Annotated in this window: 19 protein-coding genes; 14 read left to right on the top strand and 5 right to left on the bottom strand. The window is 67.9% G+C overall.

The window, feature by feature from the left end; all coding sequences use genetic code 11:
- Positions 1 to 300 (top strand): helix-turn-helix domain-containing protein, encoded by a 300-nt coding sequence (locus E3T22_RS16560; protein WP_166789311.1) that lies wholly within the window; start codon positions 1 to 3, stop codon positions 298 to 300.
- Here the strand turns inward: E3T22_RS16560 and E3T22_RS19110 are convergent.
- Together E3T22_RS19110 and E3T22_RS16555 are read right to left on the bottom strand one after the other, a co-directional pair.
- Positions 297 to 467, bottom strand: a complete 171-nt coding sequence (locus tag E3T22_RS19110; RefSeq protein WP_166789310.1) for a hypothetical protein — start codon at positions 465 to 467, stop codon at positions 297 to 299. The two genes, E3T22_RS16560 and E3T22_RS19110, sit on opposite strands and share 4 nt — an antisense overlap.
- Positions 468 to 613: 146 nt before the next feature.
- A complete protein-coding gene (locus E3T22_RS16555; RefSeq protein WP_134481200.1) occupies positions 614 to 1,945 on the bottom strand; it encodes a tyrosine-type recombinase/integrase in 1,332 nt (443 codons plus the stop codon).
- Between the two features lie 751 nt (positions 1,946 to 2,696).
- Between E3T22_RS16555 and E3T22_RS16550 the strand changes: the two genes are divergently transcribed.
- From E3T22_RS16550 to E3T22_RS16530, 5 genes are all read left to right on the top strand, one after another.
- A complete protein-coding gene (locus E3T22_RS16550; RefSeq protein WP_166789309.1) occupies positions 2,697 to 3,467 on the top strand; it encodes an SGNH/GDSL hydrolase family protein in 771 nt (256 codons plus the stop codon).
- Between the two features lie 210 nt (positions 3,468 to 3,677).
- Entirely contained in the window at positions 3,678 to 4,760 is a 1,083-nt protein-coding gene (locus E3T22_RS16545) for an acyltransferase (RefSeq protein WP_166789308.1), read from the top strand.
- A gap of 32 nt (positions 4,761 to 4,792) precedes the next feature.
- On the top strand, positions 4,793 to 6,085 hold the full coding sequence (locus E3T22_RS16540; RefSeq protein ID WP_134481203.1) for an alpha-amylase family glycosyl hydrolase: 1,293 nt from the start codon (positions 4,793 to 4,795) through the stop codon (positions 6,083 to 6,085).
- 155 nt (positions 6,086 to 6,240) lie between these two features.
- On the top strand, positions 6,241 to 6,726 hold the full coding sequence (locus E3T22_RS16535; RefSeq protein WP_134481204.1) for an aminoacyl-tRNA deacylase: 486 nt from the start codon (positions 6,241 to 6,243) through the stop codon (positions 6,724 to 6,726).
- Between the two features lie 102 nt (positions 6,727 to 6,828).
- Positions 6,829 to 7,656 carry an SGNH/GDSL hydrolase family protein gene (locus tag E3T22_RS16530; protein WP_134481205.1) on the top strand — a complete coding sequence of 276 codons (828 nt, stop codon included), beginning with the start codon at positions 6,829 to 6,831 and terminating at the stop codon, positions 7,654 to 7,656.
- 9 nt (positions 7,657 to 7,665) lie between these two features.
- On the opposite strand, the gene E3T22_RS16525 is transcribed toward E3T22_RS16530, so the two are convergent.
- On the bottom strand, positions 7,666 to 7,920 hold the full coding sequence (locus tag E3T22_RS16525) for a hypothetical protein (RefSeq protein ID WP_134409431.1): 255 nt from the start codon (positions 7,918 to 7,920) through the stop codon (positions 7,666 to 7,668).
- A gap of 53 nt (positions 7,921 to 7,973) precedes the next feature.
- Positions 7,974 to 8,144, bottom strand: a complete 171-nt coding sequence (locus E3T22_RS16520; RefSeq protein ID WP_088455197.1) for a multidrug transporter — start codon at positions 8,142 to 8,144, stop codon at positions 7,974 to 7,976.
- 60 nt (positions 8,145 to 8,204) lie between these two features.
- On the opposite strand from E3T22_RS16520, the gene E3T22_RS16515 reads away from it, so the two are divergent.
- The 8 genes from E3T22_RS16515 to E3T22_RS16480 all read left to right on the top strand — a co-directional run bounded on the left by E3T22_RS16515 (position 8,205) and on the right by E3T22_RS16480 (position 15,515).
- Positions 8,205 to 9,191, top strand: coding sequence for a Gfo/Idh/MocA family protein (locus E3T22_RS16515; protein ID WP_134481206.1), 987 nt, complete (start codon positions 8,205 to 8,207; stop codon positions 9,189 to 9,191).
- A 241-nt stretch (positions 9,192 to 9,432) separates the two neighbouring features.
- Complete coding sequence (locus E3T22_RS16510) at positions 9,433 to 10,857, top strand: D-alanyl-D-alanine carboxypeptidase/D-alanyl-D-alanine-endopeptidase (RefSeq protein WP_134481207.1); 1,425 nt, start codon at positions 9,433 to 9,435, stop codon at positions 10,855 to 10,857.
- 28 nt (positions 10,858 to 10,885) lie between these two features.
- The gene (locus tag E3T22_RS16505; RefSeq protein ID WP_088455200.1) at positions 10,886 to 11,482 is read left to right on the top strand and encodes an isochorismatase family protein; all 597 of its coding nucleotides are present in this window, start codon (positions 10,886 to 10,888) and stop codon (positions 11,480 to 11,482) included.
- A gap of 204 nt (positions 11,483 to 11,686) precedes the next feature.
- On the top strand, positions 11,687 to 12,517 hold the full coding sequence (locus E3T22_RS16500; RefSeq protein WP_134481208.1) for a DUF4397 domain-containing protein: 831 nt from the start codon (positions 11,687 to 11,689) through the stop codon (positions 12,515 to 12,517).
- A 28-nt stretch (positions 12,518 to 12,545) separates the two neighbouring features.
- Complete coding sequence (locus tag E3T22_RS16495) at positions 12,546 to 13,382, top strand: class F sortase (RefSeq protein WP_134481209.1); 837 nt, start codon at positions 12,546 to 12,548, stop codon at positions 13,380 to 13,382.
- Positions 13,383 to 13,535: 153 nt separating this feature from the next.
- Positions 13,536 to 14,111: an RNA polymerase sigma factor gene (locus E3T22_RS16490; RefSeq protein WP_240632366.1), complete on the top strand. Its 576-nt coding sequence runs from the start codon at positions 13,536 to 13,538 to the stop codon at positions 14,109 to 14,111.
- On the top strand, positions 14,098 to 14,964 hold the full coding sequence (locus E3T22_RS16485; RefSeq protein ID WP_134481210.1) for an anti-sigma factor domain-containing protein: 867 nt from the start codon (positions 14,098 to 14,100) through the stop codon (positions 14,962 to 14,964). The genes E3T22_RS16490 and E3T22_RS16485 overlap by 14 nt, the downstream gene beginning before the upstream one ends.
- 74 nt (positions 14,965 to 15,038) lie before the next feature.
- Entirely contained in the window at positions 15,039 to 15,515 is a 477-nt protein-coding gene (locus E3T22_RS16480; RefSeq protein WP_134481211.1) for a hypothetical protein, read from the top strand.
- Positions 15,516 to 15,532: 17 nt separating this feature from the next.
- Here E3T22_RS16480 and E3T22_RS16475 read toward each other — a convergent pair whose 3' ends face one another.
- Positions 15,533 to 16,762 carry an amidohydrolase family protein gene (locus E3T22_RS16475; protein ID WP_134481212.1) on the bottom strand — a complete coding sequence of 410 codons (1,230 nt, stop codon included), beginning with the start codon at positions 16,760 to 16,762 and terminating at the stop codon, positions 15,533 to 15,535.
- Between the last annotated feature and the right edge of the window lie 45 nt (positions 16,763 to 16,807).

Here is a 16,807-nt window from a genome sequence, read left to right as displayed (position 1 = left end):
GTGGCAGGCGCAGCAAAGAAACCGGCCGGACCCTTCGTGCAGGAGGTGGCCGCACTTTTGCGAGCCAAAATTGGGCGAGAGGGCCTAAGCCACCAGCAGATCGCCACCGCCGTCCACATATCCCGTGCGCAGATCTCCAAGATCCTGGCCGGCGACAAGCAAATCGAGATGGAACTACTCGACGAGATCTGCTGGGCGATCGGTCAGAACTTCCGCGAACTGGTCACCTCCGCGGACAAGGCAACGGAGTTCCGCTACCTCAATCCCGAATGGGACGTGCCGACGCTCGTCAAGCACTAGGCGCGGGGAAGGCCTTCGAGCCAAGCCTGGATGTCGGTGCGCAGGATGATCCGCACGCCCTCCATGTCACGCGCCACAAGTCTGTTCTCCTTGAGCGCGACCAGGATTGCATGCTCGGTGACCGATGCCGCCGATGCTGCGCCCTGGACTGTATATGCGATTCCCATGTTTCCCCACTGTCAAAGTGCCTCGTGCGTCTTTGCACTTACTCAGACAGTACGGGTTGCAACCGACACCCCAGTAGGGCGAAAATACGGCCGAAATGGGACTTCCGCATGTTTATGCGGGCGCTGTCCTCATTAATGAGGACCCCTCACTCCGACAACATGCCCCCGAATTGGGGGAGGGCGAGGAAGGCCGACATCTTCAACATTGCGTCCATCTTCTGTTCGATGTCGGTGTCAATGTATTCCTCGGTCATCGCTTGGGAACTGTGCCCCAGAATGCTCGTAATGATCGCAGTCGGAACGCCGGCCTTGCGCAACAGAGATGCGGTGGTGTGGCGCACATCATGGAGCCGAGCCTGAGGCAAGCCCGCGGCCGCGAGGTCGTCGTGCCACTTTCGGTTATCCCACGCGGGGTCTACCGGCATCCCGTCGAGAGGCAGGAGGCGTTTGTGCCGATCCATCTTCACGTCAGCAGTCCACAGCAGCCCGTGAGGGTTCGGTTCCGACTCCCCGATCAGCATGCGCCGCTCGATGATCGAAAGTAGCGGGTCAACGAGGGGGATCGTGCGCGTGCCAGCCGACGACTTCGGGCGCGACAACAGCATCCCGTTCGTGAGCTTCCGGTACTCCCAATCGGCCGGCGCCGGGATGGTGCGCTGAGGGCAGGAGGCGGCGTTCTTGAACCCGCACTCGTAGATGTCCTTGCCCGACTCGGGATCGGTCGCAACCCTGCCACCGCATCCGTGCTCCCAGGCGATCCGCTGCAACTGCCACGACAGGTCGATGGCTTTGCCGATCTGCCCGTCATGGTGTACGACGGTGATGATTCGATCCAGCTCCACCCCGAGCAGTTCGCCCTGGCGTGCGCCGGTGAGCAGGTTGGCCGCGCGCAGCGACCCGAGCCGCTGGTGGGAGACGGCGTGGAGCAGCTTGAGCCCGTCCGTCGCGGTGAGCACGACCAGTTTGCTCTTGACAACCACGGGCGGGTCGGTGTGGTCGGTGGCCTTCATCGTGACGAGCTTCGCGCGCAGGGCGTACTCGAGCGCGATGGAAAGGATCGAGTAGGCGGTCACGGCTGTCGGTCGGAGACCCTTCGCGATGATGTCGTTCTCCATTTTTAGGACGTGATCCGGCTGCAACGACTTGAGTTGCACGTGCCCGATCGACGGGATGATGTGGTTCTGGATGATCGACCGCCACGCCTTCTGCGTGTTGGGGCGGTTCTTCTTCGGTGCAATAGTCGTGAACCATTTGTTGATCCACGTCTCGAGCGTCACGGTCGAGGTGGAGATGTTGCCCTTAGCGATGAGTTCGCGCTTGAGCTCGGTGAGCTTTGCGTTCGCGGCCCTCTTCGTCAGGGCGGTGCGGGACACCCGGCGCGAGGTTCCGTCCGCGCTGGGCAGGACGAGAGTAGCTGTCCAGCGATCCGTCGAGGCGCGATAGAACACTGAGCCGTCGCCGTTGGTGCGCTTCGCCATGCTCTCGTTACACCGCCACGTCGGGGTGGGTGCGGACGTCGTGTGACCGTCCTTCTCGCTCGGCTGCCTGCTCCGACCCGTGGCCGCGCAGGGCCGTGCCGAACCATCCACAGGATTCGCACCATGCTTGGTGCGCCTGGCTGATGGTTGACCCGACCCTGCGGCCTTCGTTGTCGAACATCATTGCTGGCCCCGAATTTCCTTGTCGTTCCTGATGCGCGAGCTTCGCCTATAGCGGGGGCCGCGCGGCCCCGGTCGGTCTTCTCATTGGCTCTTCCGAGGGTGTGATCACCCCGTAGCTGCCCCTGCCATGCTTGCTCCACAGGGGGTCGGTCAGGACTCCAGAAGCCTCGGATCTTCTACGCAGTTCAATGCTGCGACGTACGGGGGTGGCGGCGGTAAAGTACATGGTGTTCCTTCCTTGTTCAGTGCTTGGATGGGACTGGCCTCGCAGGTCTTGTACACCTGCGGGGCCTTCTTTGTTGCTGGTCATCACACTACACATACAGCAACCCTTACAGCAACCGCGTTGGAACCATATGTAATCATTTGGAACCGTCGCGGGGTCGGCTTCCGCGTAAACACGCTGATCTAGGGGCGGATTTATATGGAGCGATTCACTCGTAATGAATAGGTCATCAGTTCGATTCTGATAGGCGGCCCTCTTCGATACGGGTGCCCGGATCTCCTCACCACAATTGGGGGGGTCGATTTGTCAGGGCGGCCGTGAAAACCTACGTAGATTCGAATGATGAGCAGTAAAGCGTGGAGTACGCGCCACAAGCGTGGCCGCGCCGAGACCTCGCTATATGTGCTTGGTGCAGCCGCTCTTGCCGTGATCGGCGTCGCCGGATACTTGCTCACCGAATCTGCAGCTACACCTCCACCCGACCTGGCGTCGCTTCCGGCTTCAACGGCATCGGCTGCGCCGATTCCAACGCAGGTCGCCGTCCCAGGGCCGCTGGCGATTGTGCGCGACGGCACACCATTGCGCGTGCTTTTTGCGGGCGATTCCCTTACCGGAAATTACTTTGCGTCGAGTGCTGAGGCTGGATTCCGCAGCCGTGTAGCCACGGCACTTGGCCCGGTCGAACTGACCACGGCAGAACTTGCCGATCAAACCCTGACCACAGTAAGCCGCATCGTTGAGGTGCCCGCCGACCTGGACCTGGCCGTGGTCGAGCTGGGCACCAACGACGTCGGAACACAGACCCCATTCGACCAATTCACCAGCCAATACCGGGACCTTCTCGGCAAGATCACAACCACGTCCCCGGGCGCAGCATTGATCTGCGCCGGAACCTGGCAGGACGCCGGCGAAGCGTACGATGCTGTCATCGAGGCGGAGTGCCTCGCGGCTGGGGGGCGCTACGTCCCCTTGGTGGATATCTTCGAAGCGGATGGGACGCGAGGGCCGGTTGGAACGGCAACGCCGTTCGGTGAGAGCGACACATTCCACCCCAACGACTCCGGGCATCGGCAGATCGCCGATGCGATCCTCGCCGCACTGACCGTCAGCTAGCCATCGGATTGAGGCCCGCCGGATCCGTGCCGGGGGAGTAAGCGCCCATTCACCGGATCTCCGCATTCCGTGCGGGCGAAACTTCGCCGGCTGAAGCCGCGTCAGAGTGCCCATCTACGTGCGCGGCGCGCGCGGATTCGCTCCGCAGGCATCCGCGCGGTCAGAGAGAATTCTGAAGTAGGCTCACATAGGCAATAAAGGGGGATTGATGTGAAGCGACTAGATTCACTCACCGGGGTTCGGATTTTCGCGGCGCTGTTGGTTTTCGGATTCCACAGCGTGGAATTTTCGACAGGCGACGAGCTAGCCGTTTTTGGTGCAGGCATGGTCGGAGTGTCCCTCTTCTACGTGCTGAGCGGATTTGTCATGGCGTGGACGGCCCGCTCCGATGACACTCCAGGCCACTTCTACCGCCGTAGGTTCGCGCGAATTTACCCGTCCTACTTGGTCGCGTGGCTGATCGCACTGGCGATTCTGCTCACACAGGGCGGGTTCGGCTGGGCTGACCTCGTTCCCTTGACCATGCTTCAGGCCTGGGTCCCTGTGGAAGTCGTCTATTTTGCCGGGAGCGCCGTGTTCTGGAGCCTTTCGTGTGAGGCGTTCTTCTACCTCGTTTTCCCCTACCTGCACCGCTTGATTCACCGGCTGCGTACGCGGTCGCTTGCCTTCATCGGCGCGGGGGCGGCAACGGCAAGCATTGGGGTTGGGTTTCTTGCCCTGCCGCTTCCCGAGAATGAATTCACGCGTTGGTTCATCATCATCTTTCCTCCACTCAGGCTCTTGGAGTTCATCGTCGGCGTTGTGCTCGGCCTGCTCTTTAGCCGGGGGCTTCGATCGCCCATACCGCTGAGTGGGGCCGTGGCTCTGGCGACTGCCGGAATCTACGTGTCTTCCATTGCGCCGTATTCGCTCTCCAGGTTTGCGGTGACGCTCATCCCCTTCATCATCCTTGTCACGTCCCTCGCAACATCCGATCTGCTCGACAAGCCGAGCGTCTTCCGCTGGAAGCCTATTGTCGCGCTGGGGAACTGGTCTTATGCCTTCTATCTGCTCCACGCAATGGTCATGGCCGTCGTATTCGCCGTCCTTACGAAGATCGGGATTTACAGTGAAGCGACGCCCAGCCTGATCGTGGGGGGCGAGTTGCTTGCCGCACTCGCGGCTTCAATTTGTGTCGCGTGGCTGCTTCACACCTTCGTCGAGATTCCGATGGCGGAAAGGTTACGACCGAAGGAGCGCGGACCGCGAATGGACAAGGATCCGGTGCTGGTCGAAGCCGCTCCGCAGGCGTAGGGCCGAGGCCGGACGGCGCGATACAGTCAAACGTGCCGAACTGGACCGAACACGTGATCTGGTGGCACGTGTATCCGCTGGGCTTTGTCGGTGCCGACACCACCGGGCAAGACCGCACGCCCACGCACCGGTTGCGGCAGATCGAGTCCTGGTTGGACTACCTGCTCGATCTCGGCGCGAACGGCCTGGCCCTCGGCCCTGTCTTCGCCTCCCGCACCCACGGCTACGACACCACCGACTACTTCGAGGTCGACCCGCGGCTCGGCGACACCGCAGACCTCGACCACCTCATCGCCGAGTGCCAGCGGCGCGGCATCCGGGTGATGCTCGACGGTGTGTTCAACCACGTCGGCCGGGATTTCACGCCGCTGGTCACCGCTCTGGCCGACCCGTCCGCGCCCGAGAACGCCCTGTTCCGCCGCACATCGGCCGGTGAGCTCGTGGCCTTCGAGGGGCACGACGCCCTGGTCACCCTCAACCACGACAACCCGGCCGTGACCGAGCTCGTCACCGACGTGATGGCGCACTGGCTTGACCGGGGGATCGACGCCTGGCGCCTCGATGCCGCATACGCGATGCCCGCCGCGTTCTGGGCCGGCGTGCTGCCGCGGGTGCGCGAGCAGCACCCCGAGGTATACGTGATGGGCGAAGTGCTGCACGGCGACTACGCCGGCTTCGTCGCCGCATCCGGGGTGGACACCGTCACCCAGTACGAACTCTGGCAGGCGATCTGGCACGCGCTGAACGAGCGCAACTTCTTCGAATTGGACTGGGCGCTCACCCGGCACACCGCGTTCCTCGACGCATTTGTGCCGTACACCTTCATCGGCAACCACGACGTGACTCGGCTGGCCAGTCAGATCCAAGACGAACGCCACCACCCGCACGCCCTGCTGCTGCTGCTCACCCTCGGCGGCACCCCGGCGATCTACTACGGCGACGAGCGTGGGCTGCGCGCCGTGAAGGAGCAGCGCGCCGGCGGCGATGACGCCATCCGTCCCGCCTACCCGGCGAGCCCCGCCGACCTGCCGTCCGCCGATCAGGATCCCGTCGCCGCGGACACCTTCGTGCTGCACCAGGAGCTGATCGGGCTGCGGCGCCGGCACCCCTGGCTGCACACGGCCACGAGCCGGCCACTCGCCCTGACCAACACGGGGTACGTGATCGAGGTGACCGACGGCATCCAACGCTTGGTGGTGGCGCTCAACCTCGGCGACGAGGCCCTGACCGTCGTCACGGATGCGGCCGAGCGGCTGGCCGGCGCGGCGGACTCCAGCCCGGCCGGCCACACAGTGCCGCCGCACGGTTGGGCGATCTTCGGCTGACCCGGTCTGCGCGTTCGCGGCGCACCGTAGTCCTGGTGGCGCGCCCTATTCCTCGTGGCGCGGCTTCTAACCCGCGCCGCGAGGAACGAGCCGAGCCGCGAGCATCCGTGGGCCGGGCGGCCTCGGCACCCCCACCCGCGTGGTTGACTTTGGTCATGGCTGACACAGGGCGCGAACGGGTCGAAACGGATGCGTGGGCGCGCGGACTCGACATCGACATCGTCGAGCGCCCCGCCGCCGACAGCCTCGAGAGCGCTGCCCGGCTGCTGGGGCTGGAGCCGGCCGGCATCGTCAAGTCGCTCGTGGTGAAGCGCCACGACGGGGATTACCTCTTCGTGCTGGTGCCCGGTGACCGGCAGATCAGCTGGGCCAAACTGCGCGCCCTGGTGGGCGTGAACAAGCTGTCGCTGCCGCACGAAGACCTCGCCCTGGCCGCGACCGGGTATTCGCGCGGCACCATCACTCCGCTGGGCAGCAGTACCGCCTGGCCGGTGTTCGCCGACGAGCGGATGCGCGGCGCCCGGGTGGCGATGGGCGCAGGGGAGCACGGCTACTCCGCGTTCGTCGACGCCGACGCGCTCATCGCCGCCTACGGGGCCACGGTGGCCGACATCACCGACGAGATCAAGCCCCGCACCTAGGGCCGCCCCACTCGCGAACTGTCAGAAAGGCCCCGAAAAACCGCCTCGGCTGGTGCTTTTCTCACGGTTCGTGGGCTTGTGGCGGGCTCCTAAGCTGGGTGCATGGCAGAACAGCGCACCCCGACGAGCCCGCCCGCCGCAGGGCGGCGTCGGCGCCTGGTGCTGCTGGCCGCACTTCTGGTGCTCGTGATCGGCGGCATCGCCGCGGTGGTGGCAGCCGTGGTCGGCGCGGGCGCCGCATCCACCGCGTCACTGGTGCCCACCTTGCCCCCGGCGACGCCGGCGCCCACCGCGTCCGCCCCGCCCACCGCGTCAGCTGCACCCACGGACTCGCCGACGTCACCGACCGACCCCGCCGTCGCCGTGTTCCTCGGCGACTCCTACACCCAGGGCTGGGGCGCCTCGAATCCGACCATGAAGTGGACGACCGTCGTGGCCTACGCCGCCGGTTGGACCGAGGTCAACGAGGGCCAGGGCGGCACCGGGTACGTCACCATGGCCGGGGTCGCCAGCTGCGGCCAGGACGACTGCCCCGCCTACCCGGACCGGGTGGCCGACATCGTCGCCGCCGCCCCCGACGTCGTCGTGATCGCCGGTGGCCAGAACGACCGGTGGGCGCTCGCCACGGACCCGGAGTTGGTGCAGGCCGCCGTCGACAGGACGTTCAGCCTTCTCCGGGAGGGCCTGCCGAACGCCCGGCTCATCGCGGTGGGGCCGTCGACCGCCGAGCCGGCCACGGCCATGATCACCGATCTGGATGGCTGGGTGCGCGCCGCCGCGGACCGGGTCGACGCCGAGTACGTGAGTCTGCTCGACCCTGTGGTCATCCAGAGCGACATGGTGGTGTCCGACGGGGTGCACGTCAATGACGCCGGCCACCGGGCGATCGCGGACCGCGTGCTGGACACGGTTCTGACCCGCGCCGACTGACGGTGCCGGTCAGCGCGGCAGTCGGCGGTCCTTGACCAGCAGCACCACGAAGACGTAGACGCCCACCAGCTGCCAGAGCGCTCGGAAGACCAGGTCGGTCGGGGAATTGCGCACCGCGAACTCGGGCCGGACGGCCGGCTGCGGCAGCTGGATCGGTAGCGGGGTGTCGAAGCGGGGCTCGGCCCGCCGTGGCGGGGTAAGCATGCGAGGCACGTCCCGCTGCTGCGGGGTCGTGCGCCGGGCCAGAAGCAGATTCTCGCTCACAGGCGTCAGCGTATGCGGCCGCGATGACCGCTCGGCAAACGTCAGGTGACGGGTTACTCCTCGGTCTTGCCGGGCCGCACCGCGGCGGTGTCGGCCACGTCGATGCGCTTCACACCATCGGCCTGTTCGTCCACGGTCACCCGCGGCGCCGCATCCGCTTCGCTGGCCTTGGGGGCGGTGGTGAGCTGGTCGTGGCGTTTTTCGTCGAAGGTCATTTCACTCATGACCGGCACAATAACATGCCGTTCTGGTGTGCGGCCGAGTGGGTTCGCTAGGCTCGCAGCATGACTGATGCACTCCGCTGGGGAATCCTGGCCACGGGCGGAATCGCCCACCAATTCGCCGGGGACCTCGTGAAGAACGGCTTCACTGTGCAGGCCGTCGGCTCCCGCAGTCAGGCATCCGCGGATGCCTTCGCCGCCGAATTCGGCATCCCCACCGCGCACCCCAGCTACGAGGCACTCGTGGCCGACCCCGAGGTCGACATCATCTACGTGTCGACCCCGCACCCGTTCCACGCGGCCAACGCCACCCTGGCGCTGGAGGCCGGCAAGCACGTCCTGATCGAGAAGCCGATCACCCTCAACGCTGCCGAGGCGCGCGCCGTGGTGGCCCTGGCCGAGAGCAAGAACCTGCTCGTGCTCGAGGCCATGTGGACCCGCTTCCTGCCGCACATGGTGCGCATCCGCGAGATTCTCGCCGCCGGCAGCCTCGGCGACGTGCGCTCCCTGATCGCCGACCACACCCAGGACCTGCCCGACGACCCCGCCCACCGCATCAACTCGTTGGCACTGGGCGGCGGCGCGCTGCTCGACCTCGGAATCTACCCGGTGTCGTTCGCTTCGGCGCTGTTCGGCCCGCCCGAGACCATCCTCGCCTCTGCCACCTTCAAGGCCACCGGGGTGGATGCCCAGATCGCCACGATCTTCCACTACCCGGACGGCCAGATCGCGTCGCTGCTCTCCGCGAGCGACACCAAGGGGCCCAACACCGCCAGCATCCTCGGCACCGAGGGTCGCATCGACATCGACGAGGTCTGGTACTCGCCCACCTCGTTCCGCGTGTACAACAGCGCCAACGAGGTCGTCGAGGCGTACGAGACGCCCGCCATCACCGGCCGGGGCATGCACTTCCAGGCCGCCGAAGCCGAACGGCTTGTGGCGGCGGGCCTGATTGCCAGCGACCTGTTGACCACGAGCGAATCCGTACAGATCATGGAGACCCTCGACGCGATCCGCGCCCAGATCGGCCTGGTCTACCTCGGCGACTAAGGCTGGGGCGCGCAACCGATCTGTCCGGTGCTGTCGCGGCACACCTTCTTTCTCGTGGCACGTCTTGTTCTCGGCGGCGCACCTTAGACCCCGTGCCGCCGGGAATAACGCGCGCCGCGAGCAGCAGCCCGTGCCGTGACCACCACCCTGCGCCGCGAGGCTTCAACCAGCCAGCGCGGATGCGCCAGCCCGGACCCGGCGCTCTTGCCGGGCTCCCACCCCGGCTCGGTAACCTTCGTTAGTGGATACCCCCGAACCGTCCGTGCCTGAGCAGACCACGCGCACACCCCTGCGCCTGATCGTCGCCGCGGCCGTGGCCCTCGTGCTGCTCGGCGGCGGCGCCGTGTGGGCGGGCACGGCCAGCGGCAACGCCAAGCCGGTCGCCGTGGCCGCACCCGACGCATCCGCCACGCCCACCCCGACCCCCGCCCCGATCACCCCGGAGCTGCGGCCCGCCCCGACCCTCGCCACCGTCACCGCCCCGCTGCGCACCTGCTCGGTGGCCGACCTCGCCGCGGACGAGCGGCTGGGCGAGTTCCAGGCCCAGGTGGTCAACGCCGAGACCGGCGAGATCCTCTTCGACCGGGGCAGCACCGCATCCCGTGCGGCCAGCGTGCTCAAGGTGCTCACCTCCGCTGCCGCGCTGAGCGTGCTCGGCCCGGACTACCGCGCCACCACCACCGTGGTCGCCGGCAGCAAACCCGGCCAGGTGGTGCTCGTCGGCGGCGGCGACCTCACCCTCTCGAGCACCCCCAGCGGCGACGAGTCCTTCTACGCCGGCGCCGCGCACCTCGACGATCTCGCCGAACAGACCCGGGCGGCGATGGACGGCACCGCGATCACCTCCGTGCTGCTGGACTCCAGCTACTTCGGCGACCCGGCCTGGGAGCCCAGCTGGGACCGCAAGGAACAGACCCAGGGGTACATGCCCGAGATCACGGCCCTGCAGGTGGACGGCGACCGGGACAACCCGTACAACAGCACCTCCGCCCGCGGCGACGACCCGGTGGCGCGGGCCGGCGCCGCGTTCGCCGACGAGCTTGGCGGCGACCCCACCGTGAGTGTCGGCACCGCCCCGGCCGGCGCCGGCCAGCTCGCCGCCGTGCAGTCCCAACCGGTGTCCACCCTGATCCAGCAGTCCCTGATCGTCTCCGACAACGCGCTCGCCGAGATGCTCGCCCGCCTGGTGGCCGTGGAGAGCGGCACCGGCAACACCTTCGGCGCCATCCAGCCCGCCGTGCTCGCGGGACTGGCCGAGTACGGCATCGACACCACCGGCATCCGCGTCAGTGACGGCTCCGGGCTCAGTGACAACAACGCTGTGCCACCCGGCTACCTCACCAAGCTGTTCCAGAAGATCAACGCCCGCGAGGGCAGCCTCGGCGTGATCTTCGACGGTCTGCCCGTCGCCGGCGGCAGCTCAGGCTCGCTCTCCTACAGCGACCGGTTCAGCGGCGGCAACGCGGATGCCGATGGCGCCGTGTTCGCCAAGACCGGCTGGATCGACACCGGTTACACCCTCGCCGGCATCATCAAGGCCGGCGACGGCAGCACCCTCACCTTCGCCGTATACGCGCTGGGTGATGTGGGTGATAATGCGAAGCAGGCGATCGATACCATCACGACAGGGTTTTTCCGCTGCGGAAACAACCTCTCGAACACCTAAGTGACTTTCAACCGACAGGAGTGCATCCGTGACCCGCGCACTGATCATCATCGACGTTCAGAACGACTTCACCGAGGGCGGCGCCCTCGCGGTTGACGGCGGGGCCGCCGTGGCCGGGGCGATCAGCGCCCTGCTGGCGGCGCATCCGAACACCTACGGGCACATCTTCGCCTCCCGTGACTGGCACGACGCCGAAGGCGGCAACAACGGCCACTTCGCGGTGGATGCCGAACCCGACTTCGTGGACACCTGGCCGGCGCACTGTGTCGCCGACACCACCGGCGCGGAGTACCACGCAGCGCTGACGCTGCCGGAGTCGACGGTGCACATCCTCAAGGGGCAGGGCCAGCCGGGCTATTCGATCTTCGAGGGCGTCGACGGGTCGGGCGAGAAGTTCGGCGAGCTGCTCATCGCCGCCGGCGTGACACATGTGGACCTGGTCGGCCTGGCCACCGACTTCTGTGTGCGCGCCTCGGGGCTGGATGCCCTCGAGCACGGCCAGCAGGTGCGGGTGTTCACCGACCTCATCGCCGGAGTGGCACCGGAGTCCAGCGAGAAGGCCTTGGCCGAACTCGCGCACGCCGGTGCGGTGCTCGCTACCTCGGAGGTCGTCGAGCAGGCCTGACACGCGCGTCCGCATCTGCCGGCGACGTGCCGGACCGTGCCCCTTCGCGAGCGTCGAAGGGGCACTTTGCTGCAACTGGATGCGAGGCCCACTGCTTGAGAAATTTTCTCGGCAGGGTGCATCCGAATGAGGGAGTCCTCCGGAAGTAACGGGTAACGGGAAACCGACAGGTTCCCGCTCTCGTTCCACTGACTGGAGGAAACCATGCGCAAGACCATCACCGTCGGCATCGCAGCCGGCGCCCTTGTCGCCCTGGCGGGAATCGCCCCGGCGAACGCCGCAACCGACGTCGCCCAGCTCTCCGTGCTGCACGGGGTACCCGGCCTCACCGTAGACGTGTACGTGAACGACGCACTCACCCTGGATAACTTCGAACCCGGCGACATCGCCGGCCCGCTCGAACTGCCCGCGGGCACCTACACCGTGGCGATCACGGCATCGGATGCCGCGGACGCGAGTTCGCCGGCCATCGGTCCGGTCGACCTTTCGTTGGAGGCGGGCAAGAACTACACCGCCGCCGCGCACCTCGACGCGGCTGGGGCACCCACGGCGACCCTGTTCACCAACGACATCAGCACCGTCGGCGCCGGCGAAGGCCGACTCACGGTGCGTCACGTCGCCGCGGCCCCCGCCGTGGACGTGCTCGCCGGCGGCACCGCGGTGATCACCAACCTGAGCAACCCCGATGAGTCCATGCTGACCCTGCCGGCCGGCACGGTGTCGGCCTCCGTGGCCGCGACCGGAACCACCGACCCGGTGATCGGCCCGGCCGACGTGAACGTGGCCGAGGGCACCAACACCATCGTGTACGCCTGGGGCAGCCTGACCGACAGCAACCTGGCGCTCGCGGTGCAGACCATCGACGGGCTGCACTCCAACCCTGACGGCGTTCCCGCCGGCAGCGCGGGCCTGGTGGCAACTAACCAGCCCGGGAACAGCTCCGGCCTGTGGTTCGGCGGCGCGGCCATCGCCCTGGTGCTGATGATCAGCGCGGCGGCGGTTTACGGCACCCGGCGCGCCGAGGCGCGGCAGTAACGGGTCGTTGACAAGGAAGGTGCGGGTCATGGTGGTGAGCCTGTTCGGGTGGCCCACTGTGACCCGCGCCGTGGTCGGTCCGGTCCTGGTGGGTGGGCTGATAATGGGCCTGCTCAGCGGATGCGCGGCCCCGGCCTCCGGGATCGGCGGCACTGATCCTGCCGCCGGTGGATTCGCCGTAACGGGCGACGTCGATGGGGTCGGCGGGGCGGGACGCCCGGCGACCGGTGGGTTCACCGGTCTGGGCGGTCCCGCCTCCGCCGGGCTTCCGGGGGGACTGCCGTGGGCCGGCCGCACCGGGCAGGAACCGTCAATCTCGGCTCCGGCCCGGGTGCCGTCGTCGGCTCCGATTCCGCCGCCGGCGGTACCGGATGTGCCGCGCCGGTCCGCGGACCTGGCCGGGCTGGCCGGCCCGGTCAGCGCCCCGGTACGGGTGCGGGTGCCCGCGTTGGGCATCGACATGCCGATCGAGGCCGTCGGCCTGGCCGAGGACGCGGCCATGGCCCTGCCGGCGAACCCCGCCGTCGCCGCCTGGTACCGGTACGGCGCCGGCCCCGCCAGCCCGGCCGGCGCCACCGTCGTCGCCGCGCACGTGGATTCCCTCGTCTACGACATCGGCCCGTTCGCCCTGCTGGCCGACGCCCCGGCGGGCACCGAGATCGTGTTGGAAACTGCCGACGGCGGCGCGCACCGGTACACAGTGGCATCCGTCGACAGCGTGGAAAAGCCGGCGGTACCGTGGGCGAGCGTGTTTGACAGGTCCGGTCAGCCGCGGCTCACACTGGTGACCTGCGGCGGCGAGTTCGACTACGACGCCCGACGGTACCTGTCCAACGTGATCGTGACGGCGGTGCCGGCGCCATGAACGTGAGTCGGACCCTACCGCCCGAACGGGGCGTGCGTACAGAGGCCGGGGGTGGTTATGCTGGTCGCACTCGCGGGCCGGTTCGATCGGGTCGTGAGTGCTGAGATGGACACCCGCACCACACGGTACCGATCCCGGAGGCAGCACGTTGACGTGAGCACCCCCTTTGCGAACAGCACCGACGATGATCGTGACCAGGCCCACCTGATCGCGGGGTTTCGCGCGGGCGACGAACACGCCCTCGCCGAGGCCTACGCGCGCTGGTCGTCGCTGGTGTACACCCTGGCGGTGCGCTCGCTCGGCGACACCGGTGAGGCCGAAGACGTGACGCAGAAGGTGTTCATCGCCGCGTGGCGCGGCCGGCACGGGTTCGACGAGGGTCGGGCGGCGTTGCCCGCCTGGATCGTGGGCATCGCCCGGCATACCATCGCCGACGCGCACGACGCCCGCGCCCGGCGGCGGCGCCTCGAACAGTCCCTCGTGGACGAGGCCGACCTGTACACGGTTGATGAGTCCGCCGACGTGGCCGAGCGGCTGCTGATCGGCGAGGAGCTCAACCGCCTCGAACCGGTGCCGCAACGTGTGATGCGACTCGCGTTCTACGAGGACCTCACCCACGTGCAGATCGCCGATAGCCTCGGATTGCCGCTCGGCACCGTGAAAAGTCATATCCGCCGCAGCCTTACCCGCTTGCGCACTCGATTGGAGGCGAACGATGACGCATCTTGACCGCGACACGCTCGCCCTCGTCGCGCTCGCCGAGCTCGACCTCACTCCCGCCGAACGCGAGCACCTGGCCGCCTGCCCGGGCTGCGTCGGCGAGCTGGATGCGCTGCGCCGCACCGTCTTGATCGGCCGCAGCGCCGGCAGCGTCGAGCTGGTCGAACCCGCGGATGCCGTCTGGGGCCGCATCCACTCGGCCCTCGGCTTCTCCGCCGCGGTGGCTGCGCCGCCGCGGCTGGCGGAGGTCGACCTCGCGGCGGCCGGTCTGGCCGGCGGGGACCTGGCCGGCGGCGACCTGACAAAGCACACGACCCCTGGTGTCGGACCTGCCGCGGGCGCCGCGAGCGGGACAGAGCGCCCTGGCGCCGAACCGGCAGGAGAGCAGGCGCCCGTTGTGCAGCTGGACCAGCACCGGCGCCGTCGCGTCTGGCTGCCCGTGGCCGCGGCGGCCTGCGCGGTCGGCATCGTCGGCGGCATCGTGGGCGGGGTCTGGTGGCAGTCGACCCGCGAACCGGCCGCGGAGACCGTACTCGCCCAGGCGCAACTGGACGCGCTGCCCGGCTGGACGGCCAGCGGCAGTGCCTCGGTGGAGGAGTCCGCGGACGGGCGCCGCGAGGTCGTGGTGGACCTGGCCGACGATACCGGCAACGAGGGGCTGCGCGAGGTGTGGCTGCTCACCGCCGACGCCACCGGGCTGGTCAGTGTGGGGCTGCTCGACGGCGCGACCGGCCGGTTCAGCCTCCCGGCGGACCTCGACCTGGCCGAGTTCCCGGTGGTGGACGTCTCGGCCGAACCCGCCGACGGCAACCCGGCCCACTCGGGTGACTCGATAGTGCGCGGCACCCTGACCGGCCTGTAGCCCGCACCGCGACTGATGTCGCGCCACCCGGGCGGGGGATTGTGACCCGCACGCCGGGGGATCAGGATGGCGATATGGCGTCCCATCCCGCATCCGTCCGCCCCGCCGTGCCCGGCACCGACCGGCCCCGACCACGTCGCCTGTGGTGGCTGGCGCTGCTGGTCATGGGCTGGTTCAACCTGTTGTCAGCGCTGGGCGGCGGGCTCGGCCTGATCGTGGGCAACGGGATGGGGATGCCGATGAGCTGGCTCGCCGGCACCCCGTTCGACTCCTACGTGATCCCCGGGTTCATCCTGCTGGTGGTCATCGGCGGCACGCAGGCGCTCGCCGTGCTCGGGCAGCACGGGCGGCAGCCCTGGTACACCGCCGCGGCCGGGGTCGCCGGCTTCGGCATGATCATCTGGATCTACGTGGAGGTCGCACTGCTGCCGGTGTATTCATTCCTGCACACGCTCTATTTCGTGTCGGGGACGTTGCAGCTGATTGCCCTCCTGCTGTGCCTGGGCATCCTGCCCTCCGACCGTCGCGTCGCCGCCGAGCCCCTGGAGTGACGCACCCGCCGTCGTGATCAGACGGCGGCTGTTCCGTTCCGCCACACCGAACGGATGGAGAGCGTGTCGGAGATGTTGGTTGTCGGGTCCCCGTCGACGAGCAACAGGTCGGCCCGCAGACCCTCGGCAATCCGGCCGCGGTCGCTGAGCCCGAAGCGTCGGGCGGGGGTGGATGTCGCAGCAGTGAGGGCCTGGGCGGGGGTCAGCCCGGCCTGCACGAGGAGCTGGAGTTCGTGGTGCACGCTGGCTCCGTGGGCGAGTCCGCCCAGGAACGGCACGGCAACGGATGCGTCGGTTCCCACGATCAGGTCGACATCGGCCTCGTGCAGGGCCTTCACCGACGCGAGCACGTCACCGAGCCGGCCCTGCGGGTAGCGGTCGAAGCTGGCCTGGATGGTGGTGAGCCATTCGGGGCTCAGCTTCATGTGCACCCGGGGGTCCGCAGCGAATTCCGCGCCGCTGATGCCCATCATGGATGCGTTCAGGACCACACAGGCGACCACGAAAGCACCCGATTCGGCGATGGCATCGATGATCTCCGGGGTATGCGGGCGGTCCATGAACAGGTGCGCCAGCCCGTCAATGCCGGCGTCGATGGCCATCCGGGTGGCGTCGACGGTGAGCGCATGCGCAACGGTGAGCGCTCCCAGGCGATGTGCTTCCGCGACACCGGCGTCGAGGGTGGCCTGATCCAGGATGGGCAGTCCGGGGTGGCCCTCGACGCTGCCGTCGTCGACCATGAACTTGATGTAGTCCGACCCGCCGGCCAGCAGCTGTGGGATGAACGCGACGGCCTCGGCCGGCGTCGTGGAGAACGGCATCACGAAGGCCGGGGCTCCGTCGGCCGGCTCCGGGTCGTCGTCGTCGGTGGGGCGGTCACCCTTGGGGAAGAGCTCGCTGGGGTGGCCACCGGGGGGAGTGATCCCGAAGCCGGCCGAGCGCACATCCGCCAGCGTGTCGTCGGCGGAGATGTGCGCGCGATTGAACCTGGTCGACGTGCCCTGCATCTCCAGCTCGGTGGTCACGCCGAAGGCCAGAGCGAGCCTGAGCGAGTCCGGCGAGGTGTGCACGTGAGCGTCGATCAGGCCGGGGAGCAGGGTCGCGCCCGTCGCATCGACGATCTGTGCCCCGGCCGGGACGGGCCCGCCGACGCCGACGATTGTGGACCCGTCGATGATGACGGTCTGATTCTCGGTGGTGTTCTCACCGTCGAAAACACGTGCATGGATGATGGCGGTGACGGACACGAGGTCTCCTTTGATGTTCTGCGGCAGCTCAAATGGATGCGCACT

The organism is Cryobacterium sp. TMB3-10 (genome assembly GCF_004402305.1).
In the GTDB taxonomy this organism is placed as follows: Bacteria; Actinomycetota; Actinomycetes; order Actinomycetales; family Microbacteriaceae; genus Cryobacterium; species Cryobacterium zongtaii.
This window is presented reverse-complemented; position numbering and strand designations above follow the sequence as displayed.

What these genes read in the sequence shown, in the direction of transcription:
- E3T22_RS16535 (WP_134481204.1), top strand. Translation starts at nt 6,241, where the DNA reads ATGGCTGACACAGGGCGCGAACGGGTCGAAACGGATGCGTGGGCGCGC.
- E3T22_RS19110 (WP_166789310.1), bottom strand. Translation starts at nt 467, where the DNA reads ATGGGAATCGCATATACAGTCCAGGGCGCAGCATCGGCGGCATCGGTC.
- E3T22_RS16555 (WP_134481200.1), bottom strand. Translation starts at nt 1,945, where the DNA reads ATGGCGAAGCGCACCAACGGCGACGGCTCAGTGTTCTATCGCGCCTCG.
- E3T22_RS16480 (WP_134481211.1), top strand. Translation starts at nt 15,039, where the DNA reads ATGGCGTCCCATCCCGCATCCGTCCGCCCCGCCGTGCCCGGCACCGAC.
- E3T22_RS16530 (WP_134481205.1), top strand. Translation starts at nt 6,829, where the DNA reads ATGGCAGAACAGCGCACCCCGACGAGCCCGCCCGCCGCAGGGCGGCGT.
- E3T22_RS16515 (WP_134481206.1), top strand. Translation starts at nt 8,205, where the DNA reads ATGACTGATGCACTCCGCTGGGGAATCCTGGCCACGGGCGGAATCGCC.
- E3T22_RS16520 (WP_088455197.1), bottom strand. Translation starts at nt 8,144, where the DNA reads ATGAGTGAAATGACCTTCGACGAAAAACGCCACGACCAGCTCACCACC.
- E3T22_RS16485 (WP_134481210.1), top strand. Translation starts at nt 14,098, where the DNA reads ATGACGCATCTTGACCGCGACACGCTCGCCCTCGTCGCGCTCGCCGAG.
- E3T22_RS16550 (WP_166789309.1), top strand. Translation starts at nt 2,697, where the DNA reads ATGAGCAGTAAAGCGTGGAGTACGCGCCACAAGCGTGGCCGCGCCGAG.
- E3T22_RS16500 (WP_134481208.1), top strand. Translation starts at nt 11,687, where the DNA reads ATGCGCAAGACCATCACCGTCGGCATCGCAGCCGGCGCCCTTGTCGCC.
- E3T22_RS16495 (WP_134481209.1), top strand. Translation starts at nt 12,546, where the DNA reads ATGGTGGTGAGCCTGTTCGGGTGGCCCACTGTGACCCGCGCCGTGGTC.